This is a genomic window from Streptomyces misionensis (assembly GCF_900104815.1).
Taxonomy (GTDB): Bacteria; Actinomycetota; Actinomycetes; order Streptomycetales; family Streptomycetaceae; genus Streptomyces; species Streptomyces misionensis.
Genome location: NZ_FNTD01000004.1, coordinates 533,013 through 551,540, shown reverse-complemented (window position 1 = coordinate 551,540; position 18,528 = coordinate 533,013). Strand labels below are relative to the sequence as shown.

At 73.8% G+C, this 18,528-nt stretch carries 17 protein-coding genes; 5 read left to right on the top strand and 12 right to left on the bottom strand.

Features of this window, described 5'->3' with window-relative positions; genetic code table 11:
• Nucleotides 1–23 precede the first annotated feature (23 nt).
• Nucleotides 24–638, top strand: coding sequence for a TetR/AcrR family transcriptional regulator (locus BLW85_RS03835; RefSeq protein WP_070024920.1), 615 nt, complete (start codon nucleotides 24–26; stop codon nucleotides 636–638).
• Between the two features lie 107 nt (nucleotides 639–745).
• Nucleotides 746–913 carry a hypothetical protein gene (locus BLW85_RS39195; protein WP_167381369.1) on the top strand — a complete coding sequence of 56 codons (168 nt, stop codon included), beginning with the start codon at nucleotides 746–748 and terminating at the stop codon, nucleotides 911–913.
• A gap of 10 nt (nucleotides 914–923) precedes the next feature.
• On the opposite strand, the gene BLW85_RS03830 is transcribed toward BLW85_RS39195, so the two are convergent.
• The 9 genes from BLW85_RS03830 to BLW85_RS03790 all read right to left on the bottom strand — a co-directional run bounded on the left by BLW85_RS03830 (nucleotide 924) and on the right by BLW85_RS03790 (nucleotide 12,928).
• Complete coding sequence (locus BLW85_RS03830) at nucleotides 924–2,459, bottom strand: N,N-dimethylformamidase beta subunit family domain-containing protein (RefSeq protein ID WP_244174802.1); 1,536 nt, start codon at nucleotides 2,457–2,459, stop codon at nucleotides 924–926.
• A gap of 51 nt (nucleotides 2,460–2,510) precedes the next feature.
• Nucleotides 2,511–3,482 (bottom strand): hypothetical protein, encoded by a 972-nt coding sequence (locus tag BLW85_RS03825; protein WP_074990653.1) that lies wholly within the window; start codon nucleotides 3,480–3,482, stop codon nucleotides 2,511–2,513.
• A 61-nt stretch (nucleotides 3,483–3,543) separates the two neighbouring features.
• On the bottom strand, nucleotides 3,544–4,545 hold the full coding sequence (locus BLW85_RS03820) for a phosphotransferase (protein WP_074990651.1): 1,002 nt from the start codon (nucleotides 4,543–4,545) through the stop codon (nucleotides 3,544–3,546).
• Nucleotides 4,546–4,646: 101 nt separating this feature from the next.
• Nucleotides 4,647–6,473, bottom strand: a complete 1,827-nt coding sequence (locus BLW85_RS03815) for a phospholipase C (protein WP_074990644.1) — start codon at nucleotides 6,471–6,473, stop codon at nucleotides 4,647–4,649.
• Nucleotides 6,474–6,649: 176 nt separating this feature from the next.
• Nucleotides 6,650–7,873, bottom strand: a complete 1,224-nt coding sequence (gene efeB, locus BLW85_RS39735; protein WP_070024924.1) for an iron uptake transporter deferrochelatase/peroxidase subunit — start codon at nucleotides 7,871–7,873, stop codon at nucleotides 6,650–6,652.
• The gene (locus BLW85_RS39730) at nucleotides 7,870–9,066 is read right to left on the bottom strand and encodes an EfeM/EfeO family lipoprotein (RefSeq protein ID WP_074990642.1); all 1,197 of its coding nucleotides are present in this window, start codon (nucleotides 9,064–9,066) and stop codon (nucleotides 7,870–7,872) included. Before BLW85_RS39730 ends, efeB begins: the two co-directional genes overlap by 4 nt.
• A gap of 171 nt (nucleotides 9,067–9,237) precedes the next feature.
• Nucleotides 9,238–9,993 carry a polysaccharide deacetylase family protein gene (locus tag BLW85_RS03800; protein WP_074990640.1) on the bottom strand — a complete coding sequence of 252 codons (756 nt, stop codon included), beginning with the start codon at nucleotides 9,991–9,993 and terminating at the stop codon, nucleotides 9,238–9,240.
• Nucleotides 9,994–10,300: 307 nt separating this feature from the next.
• The gene (locus BLW85_RS03795; RefSeq protein ID WP_244174801.1) at nucleotides 10,301–12,112 is read right to left on the bottom strand and encodes an adenylyl cyclase; all 1,812 of its coding nucleotides are present in this window, start codon (nucleotides 12,110–12,112) and stop codon (nucleotides 10,301–10,303) included.
• A gap of 216 nt (nucleotides 12,113–12,328) precedes the next feature.
• Nucleotides 12,329–12,928 carry a TetR/AcrR family transcriptional regulator gene (locus BLW85_RS03790; RefSeq protein ID WP_074990635.1) on the bottom strand — a complete coding sequence of 200 codons (600 nt, stop codon included), beginning with the start codon at nucleotides 12,926–12,928 and terminating at the stop codon, nucleotides 12,329–12,331.
• Between the two features lie 137 nt (nucleotides 12,929–13,065).
• Between BLW85_RS03790 and BLW85_RS03785 the strand changes: the two genes are divergently transcribed.
• Nucleotides 13,066–13,920, top strand: a complete 855-nt coding sequence (locus BLW85_RS03785) for an alpha/beta fold hydrolase (protein ID WP_074990633.1) — start codon at nucleotides 13,066–13,068, stop codon at nucleotides 13,918–13,920.
• A 4-nt stretch (nucleotides 13,921–13,924) separates the two neighbouring features.
• On the opposite strand, the gene BLW85_RS03780 is transcribed toward BLW85_RS03785, so the two are convergent.
• On the bottom strand, nucleotides 13,925–14,722 hold the full coding sequence (locus BLW85_RS03780; RefSeq protein WP_070024937.1) for a GNAT family N-acetyltransferase: 798 nt from the start codon (nucleotides 14,720–14,722) through the stop codon (nucleotides 13,925–13,927).
• Between the two features lie 319 nt (nucleotides 14,723–15,041).
• A complete protein-coding gene (locus tag BLW85_RS03775) occupies nucleotides 15,042–15,560 on the bottom strand; it encodes a cupin domain-containing protein (RefSeq protein WP_074990631.1) in 519 nt (172 codons plus the stop codon).
• Nucleotides 15,561–15,874: 314 nt separating this feature from the next.
• Between BLW85_RS03775 and BLW85_RS03770 the strand changes: the two genes are divergently transcribed.
• Nucleotides 15,875–16,747: an SGNH/GDSL hydrolase family protein gene (locus BLW85_RS03770; RefSeq protein WP_074990628.1), complete on the top strand. Its 873-nt coding sequence runs from the start codon at nucleotides 15,875–15,877 to the stop codon at nucleotides 16,745–16,747.
• 33 nt (nucleotides 16,748–16,780) lie between these two features.
• Here the strand turns inward: BLW85_RS03770 and BLW85_RS03765 are convergent, their stop codons facing one another.
• On the bottom strand, nucleotides 16,781–17,581 hold the full coding sequence (locus BLW85_RS03765; RefSeq protein ID WP_070024942.1) for an SDR family NAD(P)-dependent oxidoreductase: 801 nt from the start codon (nucleotides 17,579–17,581) through the stop codon (nucleotides 16,781–16,783).
• 87 nt (nucleotides 17,582–17,668) lie between these two features.
• On the opposite strand from BLW85_RS03765, the gene BLW85_RS03760 reads away from it, so the two are divergent.
• Complete coding sequence (locus BLW85_RS03760; protein ID WP_070024944.1) at nucleotides 17,669–18,520, top strand: helix-turn-helix transcriptional regulator; 852 nt, start codon at nucleotides 17,669–17,671, stop codon at nucleotides 18,518–18,520.
• Nucleotides 18,521–18,528 lie beyond the last annotated feature (8 nt).

The following is an 18,528-nucleotide window of genomic DNA, read 5'->3' as shown; positions in this document are numbered from 1 at the left end:
AGACCTCAGGGAGAAGACTGACCATGGGACGGCCGCGCACTCCGCTCCTCGACCGTGAGCGCATCACCACCACCGCGCTCCAACTCATCGACGAGACCGGCGACTTCAGCGTCCCGCAGATAGCCAGACGGCTGGGCGTGCAGACCGGGTCCGTCTATCACCATGTGGACGGCCGCGACGGCATCGTGGAACTGCTGCGCGAACGCGTCGCCTCCGCGATCGAGACGGCCACCCTGGACCTCGCCCCCTGGGACGCGGCCGTCGAGGCATGGGCCCGCTCCTACCGCGCCGCCTTCGCCGCGCACCCCCGGGCGATCCCGCTGCTGATGACCTCCCCGGTGCGCGCGCCCCGGGTCCTGGACCAGTACGAGCGGGCGGTCACCCGGCTGCTGGAGGCCGGGTTCGCACCGGACGGCATCATGGCGCTGATCACCGCCCTTGAGAACCTGGTGCTGGGCTCGGCCCTCGACCTCGCCGCCCCCGAGACCATGTGGGAGCCGGCGGACCGCACCTCGACGCCCCACCTCGCCGCCGCCCTCGCCGCCGTGGGCGACCGCCGGGCCGACCGCGCCTTCGAGGTGGGCCTGACCGCCTTCATGAACCATGCCCGGGCGTTGCGCGCGTCCGGCCGGTCCTGAACCCCCGGATTTCCCTCTACCGGCAGTAACATGATCACCTTTGGACCTGGCTGTGTCAGCCAGTCAAGTCGGCGCGCCGTTCGGTGCAAAACTGTCCGGAGATGTCCATGTCTGCTGTCAGCGATGCCTTAGAAGACGCACGTACCGAGTACGAACAGCACCTTGGCGCCTGCCGTCAGTGCCGTGCCGATGCCGCGCCGTGCGCGGTGGCCAAGCACCTGTGGCGCCTGTACAACAAGGCCCGCCGGGACCGGTTGCGGGCGGAGAGCGCCTGACCCCGGGCGCTCAACCCCCGTACACCGCACGGGTGTCGGCGCGCGGCGGCGGCGCGTGCCGGCCGGCCGGCCCCCGCGCGAACACGCGCAGCACGTTCTCCGTGGTGCGGGTGACGAACGCGCGGGTGCGGCCGTCCATCCCGTGGTCCCGGCCGAGTTCGCCGGTGCCGGCCAGCAGGCCCTCCACCCAGCGCATGGTGCCGGTCGCGAACACCCCCGCGCCGCCCGGGGTGGTGTAGTACGCCGAGTCGCTGTGGCTCGGCCTGCCCTCCCGCACCAGCGGGGAGTGCGCGGTGATCTCCAGCGGGCCGGGCGTGGGGGCGCCGGGCGTGACCCGGTCGTACTCCACGCCCACCAGATGCGCGAAGCCGTCCCCGGCGCGCACGCCCGTGCCCTCGTACACCCAGTGGCCGGCGGCCCGCACGACGTACGGCGCGTCCACCGGGTAGCCCTCGTAGAGCACGCCGGTCAGCGAGGACTCGGGGTCGGCGCCGGGCGGCAGCCGGTAGTCGGTGGTGACCAGCGCCGGGGCGGAGGGGTAACAGGGGTCGGCGCGGTAGGAGGTCTTGTAGCAGACCACCGTGCGGTCCCCCGCGTCCGGCCCGTCCTCGAGGCGGACCCGGCGGAAGCAGGTGTTCGCGCCGAGGAAGGCGAGGTTCGTGCCGGCGTCCCGCGCGGCGGTCACATGGGCCCGCTGCTCGGGCGTCCAGTACTCGTCGTGCCCCAGGCAGACCACGGCGTGGGCGCCCCGCAGCACCCCCGGGTCCCGGTGGACGTCGGTGCCGGTGCTGTAGGCGAGGGGGATGCCGAGGCGCTCGGCGAGCACCACCAGGGCACGCTCGTAGGTCAGGAACTTCTCCGCGCCCACGCCCTCGTAGGGCCGGTCGAAGCTGACCGCGAGGGAACGGGTGGCGTACGCGCCGTTCGCGCCGGCGTACAGGCTCGCGCCGCCCCAGCGGTTGTACGCCTGCCAGGTGGCCGGGGCGTGCAGCAGGACGGTGCGGCCCGCGCCGTCGGCGGAGCGGACGACGAACGGGACGTACCGCTGGTGCCCGGTGTCCGCCTCCAGCCGCAGCAGATACGCGCCCTCGGGCCAGCCGGTCGTGTCCACGGGCAGGCTGACCGGCCAGTCGGCGCGCACGGTCCGGGTGGCGGCGAGCACCCGCGGGGCCGGCCGGGCACGGCCGGGTATCCGCTGCGAGGTCCAGATCCGGCGGGCCTGGCGGCCGTCGTACCAGCCGATGCGGAACGCGGAGACCCGGAAGGACGCCGCCGTGGTCGACACGCGCAGCCCGAAGCTCTCGCCCGGAAGCACGCTCACCCGGTCCGGATAGCCGGTCACCGCGTCCGGCGGGCCGGTCGCGCCGAGCCGCCAGTCGGCGCTGCCCGGCGCGTCCCGCTCCGACTCCGGCCGGTGGACGCCGTGCCCCGGGCGCGACGGCGACGCCGTGCAGGCGGCTGCCGTCCCCAGGCCCGCACCGGCGCACAGGGCGAGGAAACGCCGCCGGCCGAGCCCGGCGTCCCGCGCCGTCGTCTCGCTCGTCACCGCTCCAGCGTCGGGGCGCCCCGCGCCCGGCCGCAACCCGGACGGGCGGGGTCAGGCGCGAAAGCCCAGGTGGACGTGGTCGTGATGGGTGGCGTCGCTGAAGAACAGGCCGGGCCCGCCACCGGACGGCAGCACCGGCCCGCCGACGTTGTACGACCCCGCGGCCGCCCCGTCCCGCATGAACCGCTCGATCAGCGCGCGCGGGGTCGCCGGGTCCGCGACCGCGTGTCCGTCGATCCGCCACACGTCGAAGGCCCGCCCCCGCGGGTGGTCGCTCGGCCGGCTGGTGCCGAACACGTCCAGCGGATGTCCGGAGCGCACCACGCTCACGTCGATCCGGTAGGTGCGGGCCAGGTCCCGCATCGCCTTGGCCACGCTGGTGTGCACCCGGCCGCCGCGCAGATCGGCGTCGGCGGCGGGCGGCAGCGTGATCCGGTCGTCGGACAGTGCCGCGCGGGTCGACGCGGGCAGGGCGCGGGCGGCCGGCCCCGGGTGCGCGGGACGCAGGGCGTCGACCGTCCAGCCGTGCGTCCCCCGGGAAAGCCGTACGTCCACGGTCGTACCGCCCGGGGTGAGCGCCCCGCCGCGCCGGAGCCACTGCCGGCACACCACCAGCACGCTGGCGGACCGGGGCAGGATGCCGCCGTACTGCGCGAAGACGACCTGGAGGGCCGCTCGGTCGGCCGGGAGCAGCAGCGGCCCGGCCTGCCCGGCCAGTGCGGCGGGCAGACCCAGCGCCTCGACCCGCGACCGGGCGGCGGCCGGTCCGCCGTGGCCGTCCGGCCAGGCCCCGATCGCCTCCACCAGTCGCACGGCCCGCTCCTTCGCCGCCGGTTCGACCTCGCCCGGGAACGGCCGCCAGGGCGTGGTGCGCGGCAGGGCAGGGGCGGGGGAGGGGGTGGCGCGGGCGGTGCGGGCCGTACCGGCGGAGCAGCCCGCCGCGCCGAGCGCGGCACCGGCGAGCGCGCCCAGTACGGCACGGCGGCCCGGCGGGGGAGCGGCGCACGCGCGGCCACGGCTCATACCGCCAGTGTCCGCCGCCCGCGCCGTCCCGGCCACTTCGGGCGGAGCGCCGCCAACCCATCTAGAGGGGCGGCTCGTTGAGCAGATCCAGCAGCCACTCGGCGCTCTCTCGGGCACCGGGTGCGGGGCGGTCCGGGTCGGGGAACATACGGCCCCAGGAGGCGGCGCGGCCCAGGGAGCTGAGCCGCCAGGCGAGGCTCGCGGCCCGCCGCAGTCCGGCGGGCGTGGGCCCGGTGCCCCTCCAGGGCTCCAGGTAGGCGTCGCGCAGCCGGGGCAGCACCCCCGGCCCGTAGTGGTCGCGGGCCCGTTCGGCGGTGACCCGCAGACTGCAGAACGGGTGGGAGACGGCCGCGTCCCCCCAGTCGAAGAACGTGAACCGGCCGGGCTCCGGGCGGAACAGCTGCCCGTCGTGCAGATCGGCGTGGTCGAGGCTGTCCGCGACGCCGACGGCGGCCAGCTCGTCGCACCAGTCCACCACGCGGGGCCGTAGGGCGGTCAGCCGGGCGCGGGCGTCCGGTCCGAGGGCCGTGTTCGACGCGAGCAGCCGGTCGAAGACCGCGGGCAGGTCGCGGGTGCGGGCCGTGGGCACCCCGAGTCGTTCGAGGTCGCCGGCGTACGGGGTCAGGGTCCGTTGCAGGGTGGCGTACTGGCGCAGCAGGTCCTCCCAGGCGCCGGGGCCGACCGTCTCCCGCGCGAGCACCTGCCGGAACAGATCGCCGCCGTCCGGCAGCAGCGACCAGCCGCGCGTCCCGTCCACCGCCAGTGGTGTGAGCACGTGCTCGGGCACCCAGCGGGCCAGCGCGGCGGTCAGCGAGCCCTCGAAGGCGCTGGGGCGCGGGTTCGCCTTGAACCAGACCGGCTCCCGCCCCTCGACGGGCACCCGCACCAGCACCGACCACGGCCGCAGCCGCACCTGGAGCTCGTCGCCCGCCCGCAGCCCGTGGGCGTCCAGCTGCTCCCGGATCCAGCCGAGGGCCGCCGTCCGCCAGGTCTCCCGCTCCCACGGTGTCACCGCGTCCGGGAAGCGGCCCCGGTCCACGGTCATGGTGATCTCGTCGCGCATCGCGCCATCCCAGCATCACCGTCGCCGCTTCGACCACCGGTTTTTCCCCGGACACGGGGGTGCCCCCGGCCGACGGCCGGGGGCACCCCAAGGGGTTGTCGTCAGGCCTGCTGACGGCGGCGCAGCGTGAAGTACGTGCCCGTGGCACCGGCGGCCAGCAGGGCGCCGACGCCCAGGCCGACCGGCAGGGCCGGGAAGGACGCGTCCGTGGTGGCGGCCGTGTTCTGCATGGCCGGGCCGGGAGTGATCCTGGTGGAGACCGGGGCGACGTGCTTGATCGGGCCGACCGACTTCACCGAGCCGTCGGTGTTCAGCAGCACCTGCTTGTTGTTCGGGTGCCGGAAGTCGAACATCCCGCGCAGCGAACCCGCCTTGGCGTCGAAGGAGGCGTCACCGATGCGGCCGGTGCGCCAGTTGTCCTCGATGAAGCGGGTGATGGACGCCTGGTCGGTCAGCGTGTGGTCGACCTTGTTGACCTTGCTGTAGGGCGAGATGACCAGCAGCGGCTGACGGGTGCCGGGGCCGCAGCGGTCCGCGTAGCCGCCGGCCGCCTTCGGGCCCTGCTGGCAGGCGGGGCTGTCGGTGGCCTTGCCGTTGGAGCCGATCGAGGTGTCCTGCGAGCCGTTGCGCGGGGCGACGAACGCGTGGTCGTACCAGCCGTCGGAGTCGTCGTAGGCGACCACGATCGCGGTGGACTTCCACTGCGGCGAGCTCTGGATCGCGTTGATCTCGTCGACCAGGAAGTGCTGCTCGTCGATCGGGTCCGAGTAACCGGCGTGGCCGTCCTGGTACTCGCCGGCCTTCAGGAAGCTGACGGACGGCAGCTTGCCCGCCTTGAGCGCGGCGGAGAAGTCGGTCAGGTCGTAGTTGTGGTTGGCCTGGCCGCCGTGGCCGATCTCGGAGACGGACTTCGGCGGCAGGTGGTGCGGGTTGGCCGTCGACTTGTAGTACGAGAACGGGTTGTGGTGCGGGCTGTAGTCCACCACGTTCGCGCCGCCCACGTTGGCGTGCGTGGTGTCGCACTTGGCGTAGGAGCCGGACTGGCCGTTCCACGCGGTCGACGGGCGGAACCCGCCCTGGAACCAGCCCCAGCTCACCTTCTTGGCGTTGAGCAGGTCACCGATGTTCCTGCCCTGCATCGACGCCAGCGCGTTGGAGCTGGTGTGGTCCTTGCCGGAGCAGTCGTCCCAGGCCGGGTCCGGGTCGTTGACGACGGTGCCGACACCGTTCTTGTCCGGCGACTGGACCGCGTACGAGTCCGGCTTGGAGGTCTGCTTGCCGGTGGCCGGGTCGATGGAGACCACGCCGTGCGTGTTGCCGGAGACCAGGTTGAGCGCACCGGGCGTGGACGGGCCGTAGTTGGAGCTGTAGGCGCGGTCGCTCAGCGTGTACTGCTGGGCGTAGTTCCACAGCGCGGTGACGGTGTTGCCGTCGTAGTAGTCCATCGCCAGGCCCGGCTCGCCGAACAGGCCGCCGCTGCACTTGTCGACCTCGGTGTTCTGCACGAACTGGTCGGCCTTGCCGCCGTTGTAGGCGTACTGCTCCGGGCCGTAGGAGTGGTTCTGGTCGCAGGTCATCGCCTGGGACGGGGACAGCCGCTTCGGCGCGTACTGGTTCGGGTTGTTCTTCAGCAGCCCGGCGTGCGCGAGGGTGTCGATGTCCTTCGGGGTGTTCTTCGACGCGGTGAACTTCGTGCCGTCCGTGTTGGCGGCCTTCGGGTACGTGGCGAAGTAGTGGTCGAAGGAGATGTTCTCGTCGAAGAGCACGACGACGTGCTGGATCGGCGTCGCGGTCGACGAGGGCTTGCCGTGCGCGTGGACGGGCGTCGCGGCCCAGCCGGGCGCGGTGCTGCCCAGTGCGGTGAGCGCCGCGACTCCCGCGAGCGCGCCCAGGCTGCGCATCGCGGCTCGTCTTCCTCTGCTGGCCATGGTGGTCTACCCCTTTGGACAGAACGTTTGTGCGGTGTACGAGCAGGCATGGTGCGCGCCCCGCGGGGCGCTTTGGCGGAGCCATGATGGCGCGCGGGTGAACACCGAGTCAGGGAACCTGGGGCAATTCTTGACGGTGTGTTGACCAAGCGGACCGCCGAGTTGTCCGGACAGGTTCATCCCAACAGGGCGCGTCCGTACCAGTCCTGGGCATCGCGGACCCCGGGCAGCGCGAAGAAGTAGCCGCCGCCGAACGGACTGATGTAGTCGGTCAGCGGCTCACCGGCCAGCCGGTGCTGCACGGTCTCGAACTGCCGGACCACGTCCTGCTGGTAGCAGCAGAACAGCAGGCCCATGTCGAGGTTGCCGCCCGCGTCCATGCCCCGGTCGTAGTTGTAGGCGCGGCGCAGCAGGCGCTGCCGGGCCGTGGCCGGGGTGCGCGGGTTGGCCAGCCGGATGTGCGCGTCCAGGGGGATGACGTCGCCCTTGGGGTCGTCCGCGTACCGCGGCACGTCGTGTTCGCGGTCGCCGTCCAGCGGAGCGCCGGAGGAGCGGGAGCGGCCGATCATCCGTTCCTGCTCGGCCAGCGACACCCGGTCCCAGAACTCCACGAGCATCCGGATCAGGCGGACGACCTGGTAGCTGCCGCCGACGGCCCACTCCGGCTCGCCCCCGCCACGGCCCACCCAGATCAACCGGTCCATCTCGCGGGCGCTGCCCGGGTCCGGGTTGGCGGTGCCGTCCTTGAACCCCAGCAGGTTGCGCGGGGTGCCGGCCGGCCGCGGCGGGCTGGAGAAGCCGTCGAGGCGCCAGCGGACCTGCGCGGCGCCCCGGGTGTGCCGGGTGATGTCGCGCAGCGCGTGCAGTGCGGTGTCCGGGTCGTCGGCGTGCAGTTGGAGACTGAGGTCGCCGTGGCACCACGCGGGGTCGAGGTCGTCGTCGGGGAAGGCGGGCATGGCGGTCAGCCGGGCGGGCCTGCGCGCGGAGAGCCCGAACCGGTCGTCGAACAGCGAGGCGCCGACGCCGACCGTCACCGCCAGCTCCCCTCCGGGCAACCGGTCGCCCAGGATGCCCGAGTCGGCGGGCGGTCCGGTGATGCCCTGCGGGGCCGGGGTGCCGCCGGTGGTCAGCAGCCGGGCCCGGTCGGTCAACGTGCGGAGCAGACCGGTGAGTTCGGCGCGGCTCTCGGCGGTCACGTCCAGCGCGGCGAACACGCAGGAGCGGCGTGGGGCCGCGATCACCGAGGCCTGGTGCGGTCCGTGGAAGGGGGCGACGGCGTTCGCCGCCCCGGACTCGGCGGCGACGGGGGCCGCGGCACTGCCGGCGAGGCCCGCGCCCGCGAGGGCGGCGCCGCGCAGGAAGCCGCGCCGGGCGAGGCCATGGGTTCGGTCGGTGCTCACACGGTCCTCCGGGGGTCGCACAGGGTCGCCACCGACGCCAGCCGCTCCACGAGGCCGCCGAGCACGGAGTCGGTCCGCTCCCGCTCGGCGCGGGTCAGCCGGTTTAGCGGGGTCCACTCGCCGTGCTGCCGGAACCCGTCCAGGATGTGCCCGGCGCGCGTCAACTCCTGCTCCAGGCCCGGCAGATCGGCGTACCGGCCGACGAGCAGCGGGCGCAGCCGGGACAGCACCTCGCGGGTGCCGTCGAGGTTGGCGCGGGCGGTGGCGAGATTGCTGCCGCTGCCGTAGTCGGTGCGGCCGGTCAGCTCGAACTGCACGGTGTTCTCCAGGATCTCGTGCGCGCGCAGCCCCAGCTGGGCGGGGTCCATGCGGGTCTGCGCCCAGTTGTCCCGCAGCCCGGAGAGGGCCTTGACCAGCGCGGCCGCCGGGGCCCGCAGAGCGTCGGCCGCCTCGTCGTGCCACAGCCCGTACTCGATGCGGTGGAACCCGGTGAAGCCCGGGTCGCGCACGCCCCGGGGCAGGCCGGCGTCGGTGCCGTTGATCTCCGCGTCCGCGTCGCCGAAGGCGTCGTACGCCGCCCCGAGCCGTTCGTACTGGAGGTGGGCCGGCAGCCAGGCCGAGCGGGCGGCGCCGAGGTCCCCGCGGTCGATCGCGTCCCTGAGCACCGTCGTCAGCCGTACCGCCTCGGACAGCCCGCCGCCCACCCACTTCTGGTAGTCGAGCGCGGGCGGGATCAGATCGTGCTCGGTGACCGGCGCGGCGCCCGGACCGCGCCGCCCGCCGGTGACGTGGACGGTGGGCCCGGTGACGGCGTCGGCGTCGTCGGGCACGCACATGAACGCGTACGCGCCCTGGCCCACCCGGACGGTCAACTGCCGTGTGGTGCCGGGGCCGATGCCCTCCACCTCGCCGTACACCACCTTGGTGCCCGGGTCCTCCAGATACACCTCGGCGGCGCCGTCGGAGGTGTTGTGCAGGTCGAAGGTCCGCACGCCGGGCTCGGGGCGGGTCCAGCCCCGGCCGCAGCGGCTCTCGGAGACCTCCACGGCGATGTGCCCGGAACCGGTGGACCGGACGGGCTCGGCGTCCGCGTGGAAGAGGGCCGCCACGGCGAGGAGCACGGCGAGGACGAGGAACACGGCCGGTGCCGTCCGGAGACGTTCCGACCGCGTGCCGAGGCGGGGCAACGGCATGCTGAGCCTTTCCGGACGACGTACGCAGCTGTCCGCGCGGCGGATTCGCTCGCCCGCGGGACGGCCTCATCGTAGACACCCGGAGGGAACCGAACACCCGTCCGGGGCGTTCGGTAGCCGAGAATTCTCCCTGGGTTCACCGGCCCGTGGCCTGCGCCGGTGAAGTCCCGTTCAGCGCACCGGGAAACCGAAGGCGTACCCCTGCTGCTTCAGCCACGGCAGCAGGATGCGCAGCGCGGCCACGGTCTGGGAGCGGTCGCCGCCCGCGTCGTGGAAGAGCAGGGTGGGACCGTTGGCCAGCTCGCTCTTGACGGTGCTGACGATGGCGTCGGTGCCCGGCCGTTCGAAGTCCTTGGAGTCGGCGTTCCAGCCCAGCGGCCGCATCCCGTGCGAGGCCGCGAGCGTCCGGCTGTACGGCGTGAACGCCCCGCCCGGCGCCCGGTAGTACATCGGCCGCACGCCCCCGGACGCCTCGGTGATCTGCTTCTCGGCGTCCAGGATCTGCTGCGACTGGTAGGACTCGGACTTGTGGTCCATCCCGGTGTCGTGCGAGACCGTGTGGTCGCACAGCCGGTGCCCGGCCGCCACGACCTGCTTGACCATGTCCGGGTGCGCCTGCGCCTGGGGGCCGACCATGCAGAACGTCGCCTTCACGCCGTTCTCCCGCAGCACCTGGAGCACCTGCGGGGTCCAGGTCGGGTCGGGGCCGTCGTCGATGGTGATGTTGACGGCGTGCGCGCCCGCGTCGGAGGAGTGGGCGATGACGGGGGACACCGCCACCGTCTTCGGCGCGGTGCGGTGGGCCGGGGCGCTCGGGGTCTGGCCCGCCTGCGCGGTCCACACCGAGGCGGCGGCCGTCACCGCCGTGACCCCGACCGCCGCTCCGATCACCCGGCCGTACCATCCCCGCCCCGCGTGCCGCGCCATGTCCGCCCCCACTTTCTCGCCGTGTTCGATTCCCTGTGCATCTGGCAGGACGGCGGGCGGGAGGCGGGGGATCCCGCTGTTACCGATCAAGGACAATTCCGGGTCGGCCCCGCGACAGAACCCCGGCGCGAGGCCCGAGGGTTGGGGTGCTGCAGGTGCCGCCACCAGCAGCGGGGGACGTACGACGCTGACGGTGCTTGGCGACCCCGGCCGCCAGCCGGAACAGGCGGAGCGCGAGGCGGGGGTGCGGCGGCAGCTGTGAACGGCCGGGCGGCCCCGCGGGGGAGGCCGCCCGGGCCGGGCCGGGTCAGACCACGCCGACGCCGTTCGAGTACGACTTCATGTCGTAGGTCGCGAAGCCGTTCTGGACGGGATCGCCCGTGTCGTTGACACAGTGCAGGATGCCGCCGCCGCCCGCGCCGTTGAGGCAGACGGTCATCAGCGAGGTGAGGACGACCCCGGGGGTGTCGGGCACCTCGTAGGCGCGGTCGGTGTAGATGTCCGCGCCGAGGTCGAAGTAGGCGTAGCTGCCCAGGCCCCACGCGTGGTGGCGGGTCACGTGGTCGCCGACCTTGTAGGCGGCGAAGCCGTTGGTGCCGCCGTGCTTCCAGGCCGACTGCGCGGGGACGTCGTACGGGTGCTCGTTCTGGAAGAAGTAGGTGCGGCCCTGGTCGCCGTTCCAGAGCACCTCGTAGTTCTGGTGGTGCTCGACGAACAGGCCGTAGGCGGTGACCCGGTCGCCGTTGACCAGGAAGCCGACGCCCGCGGGGTTGACCGACCAGCCGACCGTGCCGTCGAGGCCGTGGTCGGCGCGCCAGGCCCAGACGTGGTCGACGAGCACGTCGTCGCTGTCGATCCGGATGCTGACGTCGGTGCCGCCGGGGACGGCGCCGCCGATGCGCGGGAAGACGTCGAAGAGCGCGGTGGGCCGGTCCGCGTGGCTCCTGCGGGAGCGGCCGTCGCCGACCCGCAGCAGCACGGGGGAGTGCGCGGAGGCGGCCTCCAGGATCACGCCGGCCACGGAGACGTCGCCGACGTCGGCGACCTCGATCAGCGAGTTGCCCTGGACGGCCTGGAGGGTGGCCAGACCGAGGCCGAGGACGACGGTGCCGGGCCGGGAGACCCGCAGCGGCGCGGACAGCGGGTAGACGCCCGGGGTGAGCAGGAGGTGCTTGCCGCGGTCGAGCGCCGCGTTGATGCTCGCGGCGGAGTCGCCCGGCCGCGCGACGTGGAACGCGGTCAGCGGGACGCTGTGTCCGGCGGCCGGCCCGCCGGCCCAGGAGGTGCCGGTGCTGTCGCGCCGCAGCGCGGGCACGAAGACGTGGTACGCCCCGTGCCGGTCCACGGTCAGGAACGGCTTCTCGCGGATCACCGGGGTACGGTCCACGGTCGTGTAGGGCGGGGTCGGGAAGGAGGTGGCCGGGGCGCCCTGGACGCCGACGAAGACCATGTTCCAGTTGGCGCCGGTCCAGCCGCCGATGGTGTCGTTGCGCGACAGCCACTGCTGCTGCGAGCCCGAGTCGATCCGGCCGTCCACCACGCTGTCGGCCAGGAAGCCGCCGCTGGACCACCCGTTGCCGGGCGGGCTCGGCATCAGGATCATGTCGCCCTTGACGTGGACGCGGCGCATCGGCCCGGCCTGGGCGACGGCCCAGCGGTCCAGGCCGTCCGGCGGCACGATGGTCAGGTTCTCCGCGGCCCGCCAGAAGTCCTGGGTGCCGTTGCCGCCGAACCACTGGGCGTCGACGGTGACATGACCGTTGATCACGACGTCCTCGGGGCTGTCGCCGAGTCCCAGGACATGGGTGTAGAAGCCGACGTTGACCTCGACGCGGTACGTGCCCGGCTTGAACGCCAGGGCGTACCGCTCGGTGCCGAACTGGTTGGACTGCTGGACGGCGAACACGGCGTCGATCTGCGCCTGGATCGCCGCGTCGCCCATCGACGGGTCGAAGACCAGGACGTTCGGACCCAGACCGGCCGTCCCGTGGCCTGCGGCGCCGGGGCCGTCCGGGGCGGCGGACGAGGCGAAGGCGGATCCTGCGGTCGCACCGGCCAGCGGCACCGCCGCCACAGCCGCGGCGGCCCCGCGGAGCACGGCACGACGAGAGGGAATCACGGACACGGCTCTCCCTGAACATGGTGGGCAAACGGACCGCGGCTGGTCCCCAACCGCGAGAGAGCGCTCTCAGCCACGGAGTGAATCATCGCCGGTATGCAGCGTCAATAAGTCTGCCGCCGCCGGCAACGGGCCGCCGCGCCCGCCGGGTTGCCGCACGGCCGGCGGTCCCGCCCCGGACGCGGGAGGCGGGCGTCACCTCGCCCGGCCCACCGCTCAGCCCTCGGGCAGCGCCGCCCGGACGATCGCCGCGGCCGCCCCGCTCGCCGACAGGACCGGCGCGGTGCTGCGGGCGGCGCGGGCGAGCATGAAGGCGCCCTCCAGGAGGGCGATGACCGAGGCGGCCGTCTCGCGGGCGGCGGGGCCGGGGATGCCGCCCGCCGCGTAGTACGCGCCGAGTCGCTCGATCCAGCTGTCGAACACCTCCGAAGTCGCCTGCCGCAGCGCCTCGTTGGTGCTCGCCACCTCCAGGGCGACCGTGGCGATCGGGCACGGGTCGGCGAAGTCCAGTTCCAGGAGCGTGTCCGCGGCGGCGGTGAACGCGTCGGCGGTGGCCGCGACCGGGTCCTCGTAGGGGGCCATCAGCGTGGCGACGAGTCCCAGGTAGACGGCGCCCGAGGTGCGGATCACCTCCTCGCCCAACTGTGCCTTGCCGCCGGGGAAGAAGTGGTAGATCGAACCGAACGGCGCACCGGCCGCCTCGGCGATCTGCTTCATCCCGGTGCCGGTGTACCCGGAGCGCCGGAACAGCTCGGTCCCGGCGCGCACGATGCGCTGCCGCGTCTCATGGGTGCTGCCGGTCTGGCCGTCGCTCACGGTGAACCTCCGGAAAGCCGCTGTCGCCGTCGGGCGTACCGCGCCTATTCTGTCAGCAGGGCAAGTAGAACGATCTATCAAGTCACCTGACGGCCGGAACGGGTCGGCGGCGAGGCCGACCGGGCGGAGGCGCGGACATGCCGGAGATCGAGCTCAGCGCGGGGACGATCGACTACGTGGACACCGGGGGCGACGGCCCCGTCCTCGTGCTGGCCCACGGCCTGTGCTTCGACGAGTCGGTCTGGACCGAGGTGACCCGGGCCCTGCGCGCCGACTTCCGGGTGCTCGTCCCGGTGCTCCCGATCGGCGGCCACCGGCGGCCCGTGCGCCCCGACGCCGACCTCTCGGCGCACGGCGTCGCCGCTCTGCTGGCCGAGTTCATGGACCGCCTCGACCTGCGCGACGTCACCCTCGTGCAGAACGACGCCGGTACGGCCCAACTCCTCGTCGGCGTACGGGACGAACGCCTCGCCCGTCTCGTGCTGACCTCCTGCGAGGCCCTGGACAACTACCCGCCCGGCGTCCAGGGCCGCCTGCTGCACCGGGCGAGCAGGGTCCCCGGCGGGCTCTTCCTCCTCGTCCAGTCCTTCCGCTTCCCGGCCCTGGCCCGCATGCGCACGTCGCTCGGCGGCATGGCGAGGCGCCCCCTGCCGAAGGACCTGATCGCGCGCTGGTACCGGCCGCTGCTGACCAACCGGCACATCCGCCGCGACCTCGGCAGGTTCCTGCGCTCCACCCGTGAGGACTGCTATCTGAGGGCGGCAGGCAACCTGCCCTCCTTCACCCGCCCGGCCCTGGTCGCCTGGGGCGCCGAGGACCGCATGATGCCGCCGGCCACCGGCCGCCGCCTGGCCGGACTCCTTCCGAACTCCCGCTACGTGGAGATCGCCGACGCCCGCACCCTCGTCCCGCTGGACAATCCCGCCGCCCTCACCGACGAGATCCGCCGGTTCGTCGCGGAGCACCCGTTGCCGGGGGAGGACGGCGGGTGACCCGTCACCCTTCGAGCGTCAGATACAGGCGCCTCCCGCCGGGCCGGAAGCCCACGCGTTCGTACACCCGGCGCGAGCCCTCGCCCGAGTACTCCAGCCACACGGACCGGGCGCCACGGGCGAACAGCGCCTCGGCGAGGCTCGCGGTGACCGCGGCCGCGATGCCCCGGCCGCGGTGGGCGGGCAGGGTGCCGACGCCCGCGAGTTCCGCGGTGCCCTCGGCGGGCGCCGAACACAGGGCGCCGCCCGCGCAGCCGCCGTCCGGCGCGCGGACGAAGCGGACGGCGCCGCCGCCCTCGGCGGTGCGCCGCAGCCGCGCCGCCCCCTCCGGGGACGGCGCCCACGCGCCGCCGAAGGCCTCCGCCAGCGCGGTGTCGAGCGCGACGTAGTCCGCCTCGGTGACCGGCGCCTCCACCCGGACCCGGGGCCACGGCACCGGCTCGCCGCCCGGCTTCGGCTCGGGCTCCGGCGAAGAGTGCGGGACGGCGAGCGTCGCGGGGGTGCAGACCAGGTACTCGTGCTCCGCCTCGGTGGCGAAACCCGCGCGGCGGAGCGCGGACTCCACGCCCGGGGCGGCGTCGGGCGCGAATTCGAGCCGGGGCGTGAGCGCGCGGGCACGGAACGCGGCGATCAGCTCGGTCACGTCCCGGGCGGTCGGCTCGGCGCCGGGGACGGGGGTGGCGTAGTTGACGTACGGGCTGGTCGTGGCCGGGTCGAACCCGGCGACGAAGGGGCCGACCCGGTGCGCCGCGGGACGGCGCAGGAGATGGGCGACGGCAAAGCTCTGGACATCGGTGTGCACGGTGGGAAGGACCTCACGGTGAAGGCGCCCGGGAACCCTCGGCGGCGGATCGGGGCCGCGGGGGTCCGGGTGGCCGGACAGACGGGTGAACGCCTCGGTGAGCGAGGCGGCGGTGTGCGGGACACCGCGTTGTCGGGCCGCCGTGAGAAGAGGCGAACGACACGGGAGCGCGCTGCCGTGCGGGCAGGGCTCAGTGCCGACGGCGGCCGCTGCGGGACGCCGTGACCATGGACCTCAGTCCTTCGTGGAGAAGTGATGTGTGGGGTACCGCTGTTCGAGCTGAAGGGATCTTGCCACCACCCGGCGGCGTGGACAAGCCCTATTCGTCGCCCTGTTCCCGGGCGGCCCCGGTGACGGGCTCGGTGCCGTAACGGCGCATCACCCGGGCGTCCGCCTCGGGGGTGGGCTCCTGGCCGGCGGCGATCATGTCCCGCAGGTCCCGGAAGTACTGCACGTACAGATCGGGGGTGAACGTGCTGACCATCACGGCCGGTTCGGCGGTCGGGTTGGCGAAGGTGTGCGGGGCGCCGGGCGGGACCATCACGAGCGTGCCCGCGCCCGCGTCGTGCGTGCGGTCGCCGACCGTGAAGCGCACGGTGCCGGAGACGACGTAGAAACCCTCGTCGTGCTGGGCGTGCCGGTGCTGGGGCGGTCCCTCGCAGTGCGGCGCGAGGGTGGTCTCGGCGAGTCCGAGCCGATGCCCGGTGGTGCTGCCGTCCTCCAGGATGCGCAGCCGGATGGTGCCCAGCGTGATCGTCTCGCCCTCGCCCGGCCCGACCACCGAGACGGCGGGACCGGCGGCGCTCCCCGGAGCAGCGGTGTGCGTCTTGTCTGTCATGACCCGATTCCACCGCCGGACGCCACGGCAGTCCACCACCGAGCCGGGGGTGTCGACATCCCTTGCCGAACGGGTGAGTTGCCGGCCGTGTCGTGTGGGCGTTTCAAGAATTTCTGTCAATAAGGTTGACTCGCCGTCCGGGTGACTCCACATTACCTAGCGGTAACCCCCCGTTCGCCCACGCTTCGACGGCCGACCCACCCCCACCGCTGCGAGCCGCCGCGTCCTCGCGCACCAGCCCGCTTCGGGTTCCGCCCTGTCCGCCGCGCCGGGTTCCCCACCCGGGCGGCACCAGAGAAGAGGGAGCACGCCCCATGATCAGACCTGCTCTGCGCCGTGTCGTCGCCGCGGCGTCCGCCCTCGCCGGCGCCCTGGCCCTCGGCCTCACCGCCGCCCCCGCCCAGGCCTCGACGTCCCTCGACTACGCGGCTCTGGGGGACAGTTACAGCGCCGGCTCGGGCGTGCTGCCCGTCGACGCGAGCAATCTGCTCTGTATGCGGTCGACCGTGAACTATCCGCACGTCATCGCCGCCGCAACGGGCGCCCGGCTGACGGACGTCACCTGTGGCGGCGCGCAGACCAAGGACTTCACCCAGTCCCAGTACCCCGGTGTCGCGCCGCAGGTGGACGCGGTGAACTCCAGCACCGACCTGGTCACCCTGACCATCGGCGGCAACGACAACAGCACCTTCCTCAACGCCATCGTGGACTGCGGCACCGCGGGTGTGCTCAGCGCCGGACAGGGCAGCCCCTGCAAGGACAAGTACGGCAGTTCCTTCGACGACGCGATCGACGCCAACACCTACCCGGCGCTGAAGAGCGCGCTGCTGGCCGTCAAGGCCAAGGCGCCCGACGCCCGGGTGGCGGTGCTGGGTTACCCGTGGATCGTGCCGGCCACCGCCGACCCGTCGTGCTTCGTCAAGCTGCCGATCGCCTCCGGGGACGTGCCGTACCTGCGCGCGCTCCAGGCCCACCTCAACTCCGTCGTCCAGCGCGCCGCCACCGAGACCGGGGCCACCTTCGTGGACTTCTCCCAGGCGTCCGACGGGCACGACGCGTGCCGGCCCGCGGGCACCCGGTGGATCGAGCCGCTGCTGTTGGGGACGAACATCGTGCCCGTCCACCCCAACGCGCTCGGTGAGCAGCGCATGGCCGAGCGCACCATGAGCGCCCTCGGCCTCGGCTGACGCGGCAGCCGGCCGCCCTGGCCCGGACGCGGTTCAGGCCAGGGCGCCGCCGTCGACCCGCAGCACCGTGCCGGTCACGAAGGAGGACCGGTCGCTCAGCAGCCACGCCGCCGCCTCGGCCACCTCCTCGGGGGCGGCCGCCCGGCGCAGCGGGCTCCCCGCCGTGATCCGCTCCCGGATCCCCGGCGAATCCGCCTCCCAGGCCCGGGTCATCTCCGTCAGCGTGAAGCCCGGTGCGATGGCGTTCACGCGGATGCCCTCCGGGCCGTACGTCGCGGCGGCCGACGCGGTCAGGCTGTTGACCGCCCGCTTCATCGCGCCGTAGACGGGCAGTTCGGCGTTGGCCCGCAGGCTGCCCACCGACGAGTTGTTGACGATGGCGCCGGTCTTGGCGGTGGCCCGGATGGCCGCGACCTCGGCGGCCATGGCCAGCCAGACGCCCTTCAGGTTCACCGCGTAGACCTGGTCGAAGTCGTCCTCCGGGATCCCGTCCATGGGGCCGGGGCGCTGGATCGTCGCACCGTTGTTGAAGGCGATGTCGAGACGGCCGTACCGGTCCACGACGCGGTCCACGGCGGCACGCACGCTCGCCGCGTCCACCAGGTCGCACACCACGTGGTCCGCGGTGCCGCCCGCCGCCCGGATCTCCTCGCTCACCGCCTTGAGCTGGTCCTCCGTCCGGGCCGCGAGCAGCACCCTGGCGCCCTCCCGGGCGAACAGCCGCGCCGCCGCGGCTCCGATGCCCCGCCCGGCCCCGGTGACGAAGGCGACCTTCCCGGCCAGCAGCCCGGCCGGGGCGGTCCGATATGCGGCGGTTTCCTGTGTGTTGTTCATGGAGAACAGCCTGTGCCCGGCGGCGGGGCCGATCCAGGTACCAGGTGTACCTGGATCGGCCGCCCGCGGCAGCGGCACACTGGCGGGGTGGACAGAGTGGAACTGGGCGCCTTCCTGCGCAGCAGGCGCGAGCGGATCGGACCGGCCGACGTCGGTCTGCCCGTCGGACCGCGCCGCCGCACACCGGGGCTGCGGCGCGAGGAGGTGGCGGCGCTGGCGTTCATCTCGGCCGAGTACTACACCCGCCTCGAACAGGCCCGCGGCCCGCGCCCCTCGCGCGAGGTGCTGTCCGGGCTGGCCCGGGCCCTGCGGCTGACCGACGCCGAACGCGGCCATCTGCACGAGCTGGCGGGCGCCCCGCCGAGCGCCGCGCCCGGACCCCCGCGCGAGGTGCGGCAGAGCATCCTCGACCTGGTGCACCGGCTGCCGGGATCCGCCGCCTTCGTCACCTCGGCCACCCTGGAGGTGCTCGCCTGGAACGACCTGGCCGCCGCCCTCATGGAGGACTTCTCGGCCCTGTCGCGCCGCGACCGCAATCTGGCGCGCCGGGCCTTCCTCGGACCGCACGACGAGGGCCCGAGCCTGTACGGGGTGTCCGACGCCGCCGCCTTCACACGGCACGCGGTGCGCCGTCTGCGCGGTGCCGCCGCCCGCTACCCGGACGACCCCGAGGTGTCCGGTCTGATCCGGGAACTGCGCTGCGGCAGCGAGGAGTTCGCCCGGCTGTGGGCCTCCCACGAGGTGGACGCCGAGCCGACGCTGAGCAAGACCTTCCGGCACCCGCTGGTCGGACCGGTCACCGTCGCCTGCGACGCGCTGGAACTGACCGACCGCGACCAGCAGGTCGTCATCTACACCGCCGTTCCCGGCTCGTCCTCCGAGCAGGCCCTGCGGCTGCTGGCGGTCGTCGGCACCCAGCGCATGACCGCGCCCGGCTGAGCGCGGCT

Excerpts from the sequence above, each read along its gene's own strand:
- BLW85_RS39195 (WP_167381369.1), top strand. The coding sequence starts at position 746 with ATGTCTGCTGTCAGCGATGCCTTAGAAGACGCACGTACCGAGTACGAA.
- BLW85_RS03770 (WP_074990628.1), top strand. The coding sequence starts at position 15,875 with ATGATCAGACCTGCTCTGCGCCGTGTCGTCGCCGCGGCGTCCGCCCTC.
- BLW85_RS03825 (WP_074990653.1), bottom strand. The coding sequence starts at position 3,482 with ATGAGCCGTGGCCGCGCGTGCGCCGCTCCCCCGCCGGGCCGCCGTGCC.
- BLW85_RS03815 (WP_074990644.1), bottom strand. The coding sequence starts at position 6,473 with ATGGCCAGCAGAGGAAGACGAGCCGCGATGCGCAGCCTGGGCGCGCTC.
- BLW85_RS03785 (WP_074990633.1), top strand. The coding sequence starts at position 13,066 with ATGCCGGAGATCGAGCTCAGCGCGGGGACGATCGACTACGTGGACACC.
- BLW85_RS03765 (WP_070024942.1), bottom strand. The coding sequence starts at position 17,581 with ATGAACAACACACAGGAAACCGCCGCATATCGGACCGCCCCGGCCGGG.
- BLW85_RS03800 (WP_074990640.1), bottom strand. The coding sequence starts at position 9,993 with ATGGCGCGGCACGCGGGGCGGGGATGGTACGGCCGGGTGATCGGAGCG.
- BLW85_RS03835 (WP_070024920.1), top strand. The coding sequence starts at position 24 with ATGGGACGGCCGCGCACTCCGCTCCTCGACCGTGAGCGCATCACCACC.
- BLW85_RS03820 (WP_074990651.1), bottom strand. The coding sequence starts at position 4,545 with ATGCGCGACGAGATCACCATGACCGTGGACCGGGGCCGCTTCCCGGAC.
- BLW85_RS03775 (WP_074990631.1), bottom strand. The coding sequence starts at position 15,560 with ATGACAGACAAGACGCACACCGCTGCTCCGGGGAGCGCCGCCGGTCCC.
- BLW85_RS39730 (WP_074990642.1), bottom strand. The coding sequence starts at position 9,066 with ATGCCGTTGCCCCGCCTCGGCACGCGGTCGGAACGTCTCCGGACGGCA.